4 protein-coding genes are annotated in these 2,819 nt (G+C 57.2%); all 4 read right to left on the bottom strand.

Going from position 1 to position 2,819, the window contains the following annotated elements; all coding sequences use genetic code 11:
- A partial coding sequence (locus tag ACRC1E_RS01035) for a phosphatidate cytidylyltransferase (RefSeq protein ID WP_438513253.1) occupies positions 1-682 on the bottom strand: 682 nt, incomplete at its 3' end.
- 48 nt (positions 683-730) lie between these two features.
- On the bottom strand, positions 731-1,477 hold the full coding sequence (uppS, locus tag ACRC1E_RS01030; protein ID WP_438513252.1) for a polyprenyl diphosphate synthase: 747 nt from the start codon (positions 1,475-1,477) through the stop codon (positions 731-733).
- Positions 1,478-1,490: 13 nt separating this feature from the next.
- Entirely contained in the window at positions 1,491-2,048 is a 558-nt protein-coding gene (gene frr, locus ACRC1E_RS01025) for a ribosome recycling factor (protein ID WP_438513251.1), read from the bottom strand.
- 78 nt (positions 2,049-2,126) lie between these two features.
- Positions 2,127-2,819 (bottom strand): UMP kinase (gene pyrH, locus ACRC1E_RS01020; RefSeq protein WP_438513250.1); only part of this gene is annotated, 693 nt, incomplete at its 5' end.

The raw sequence follows: 2,819 nt of genomic DNA, 5'->3' as shown, positions 1-2,819 counted from the left end.
CCCCGCCATGACCGGGCAGCAGCGTACTGCTGTCCTTAATCCCCGCTGCACGCTTGAACCAGGATTCAAGCAGATCGCCTTCCACACTAACCATGGTCAAGGCCAGTGCTAGCGGCACCAGAATCAGCAGCGGCAAGCTGACACTTACCCAGCCCAAATGCGTCACCAAGGCGGCATACGCCACCACCGCCAGCATCGCACCATACACGCCAGCCCAGCTTTTACCCGGACTGATCGCCGGTGCGAGTTTTCTCTTGCCAAAGGCGCGGCCGGAAAAATAAGCAGCCACATCAGCGACCCAGACTAGCCCCATGACCGCGAGCAGGGTATACGCCGCCTGTGGAGCCGGACGTAATTCGATAAAGGCAAACCAGCAAGGGAACAGCATCACCCAGCCCAGCAGCATTGCGCCGGACTGGCTAGTCAAACGCCAACGCTTGGCCAGCCATAATGGTGCCAGCAGCAGCCAGAAAGCCAGCACCCCAAAATGCGCCCATACCGGCAGGATCAAGCCAGTCACCCATGCGGCCCATGCCAGCAAGCCGGACAGGCCGAGGTAAGCCCACTTCACAAAACCAGTAAGGCCGGCTAGACGGGAATATTCCCATAGCGCCAGCCCGACGATGCACCCAGAAAAAGCCGCCCAGACAGCGGGCGGGGAAAAGAACAATGCCGAAAGCATTAACGGCAGCAAAAAAAGGGCGGTCAGGAGACGCGTCTTCAACATGAATCAACCTCGTTGTTGATCGGGCGGCAGTTGCTCGCTGGTACGCCCATAGCGGCGCTCGCGCTGCCGGTATGAAGCGATGGCGGCATCGAGTGCTTGACGATTAAAATCCGGCCACAACAAATCGGTAAAGTACAGCTCGCTATAAGCCAGCTGCCACAACAGGAAGTTGCTGATACGCTGCTCGCCACCGGTGCGTATAAACAGATCGGGCTCGGGCGCATCGCCAAAAGACAGCCTGTCGTACAGGGCTTCTTCCGTGATTTCAGCCACGCCCTCGGCGATCAACTGATTGACGGCATGCAGGATATCCCAGCGCCCGCCGTAATCAGCGGCAATGGCCAGCGTCAAACCGGTATTACCGGCGGTCAACGCTTCGGCGGCTTCAATACGCGCAACCAGTTCGGGCGCAAAGCGTTCGCGCGAGCCGATAACCTTGAGGCGGATATTTTTGCCATGCAGGCGCTTGGCCTCGCGCTCCAGCGCGCTGATAAACAGCCCCATCAAAAAAGAGACTTCATCAGCCGGGCGACGCCAGTTCTCGGTCGAGAAGGCAAACAGGGTCAGGTACTCGACCCCCATTTCGGCGCATGCCTTGACGGTTTCACGCACCGCATCCAAGCCGCGTTTATGGCCAGCAACCCGCGGCAACAAGCGCTTTTTGGCCCAGCGCCCGTTACCGTCGAGAATAATAGCCACATGACGCGGCACCAGATGCACACCCGGCACCACTACAGTTGAACTACCCAGCAAATCGAACCCCTTACACCGCCATCAGGTCGGTTTCTTTGGCGGCCAGCGCCTTGTCGATCTCGGCAATATATTTGTCGGTCAGTTTTTGGACATCATCCTGGGTACGACGATCGTCGTCCTCGGTGATATCTTTGTCTTTAAGCAGCGTTTTGAGATCATTATTGGCATCGCGGCGGACATTACGCACCGCAACACGGGCACCTTCCGCCTCGCTACGCACCACCTTGATCAGGTCGCGACGGCGCTCTTCGGTCAGCATCGGCATCGGTACGCGGATAAGATCGCCCATGGAAGCCGGGTTCAGCCCCAGGTCGCAATCGCGAATCGCCTTTTCTATCTTGGCCAGCATCGGCTTTTCCCACGGCTGCACGCCTATGGTGCGCGAATCGATCAGGTTGACACTGGCAACCTGGGCAATCGGTACCGGGCTGCCATAGTAATCAACCATTACGTGATCAAGAATGCCGGTATGTGCACGGCCGGTACGCACCTTGTTCAGGTCGTTCTTGAAGACTTCCAGCGACTTCTGCATTTTCAGCTCGGCCGTTTTCTTGACGTCGTTGATCATGTTCACTCCACAATGTATTTCTGAAAAACAAGGCGGAAAGCGGCGCCCTCGCCGTTTCCGCCCGTCGTGTTCTAATGCTTAGCAGTGTACCAGCGTGCCTTCATCTTCGCCAAGCACCACGCGGCGCAGCGCACCATTCTTGAAGATGCTGAATACCTTGATATTCAGGTTCTGGTCGCGGCACAGCGCAAAAGCGGTGGCATCCATCACCTTGAGATTGCGCGAGATGGCTTCGTCAAAAGTCAGCGTCTGGTAACGTATGGCTTCCGGATTCTTTTTCGGATCATCGGTATAGACGCCATCGACATTGGTCGCCTTGAGCATGATGTCTACGTTCATTTCCATACCGCGCAGTGCCGCTGCCGTGTCGGTGGTAAAGAACGGGTTGCCGGTACCGGCACCAAAGATCACCACTTTACCTTCTTCCAGATACTGCATTGCCTTGCCGCGCACATAAGGCTCGGCAATCTGCTGCATGGTCAGCGCCGACTGCACCCGCGCGACGACACCCACGCGCTCCATGGCATCCTTGAGCGCCAGCGCGTTCATCACGGTGGCCATCATACCCATATAATCGGCAGTCGCCCTATCCATGCCGGAGGCCGCTTGGGAAACACCACGGAAAATATTGCCGCCACCCACCACGATGCCGACCTCTATTCCCATGTCGACCACCTCCTTAACCTGAGCTACGATCTTTTCGATGGTGGGACGATTGATACCATAGCTATCCCCTCCCATCAGGGCTTCGCCGGAAAGTTTCAACAGGAT

Origin of the sequence: Craterilacuibacter sp. (assembly GCF_051659485.1) — a bacterium.
GTDB lineage: Bacteria > Pseudomonadota > Gammaproteobacteria > Burkholderiales > Chromobacteriaceae > Craterilacuibacter.
The sequence above is the reverse complement of the archived record's forward strand: the minus strand, read 5'-3'. Positions and strand labels throughout refer to the sequence as shown.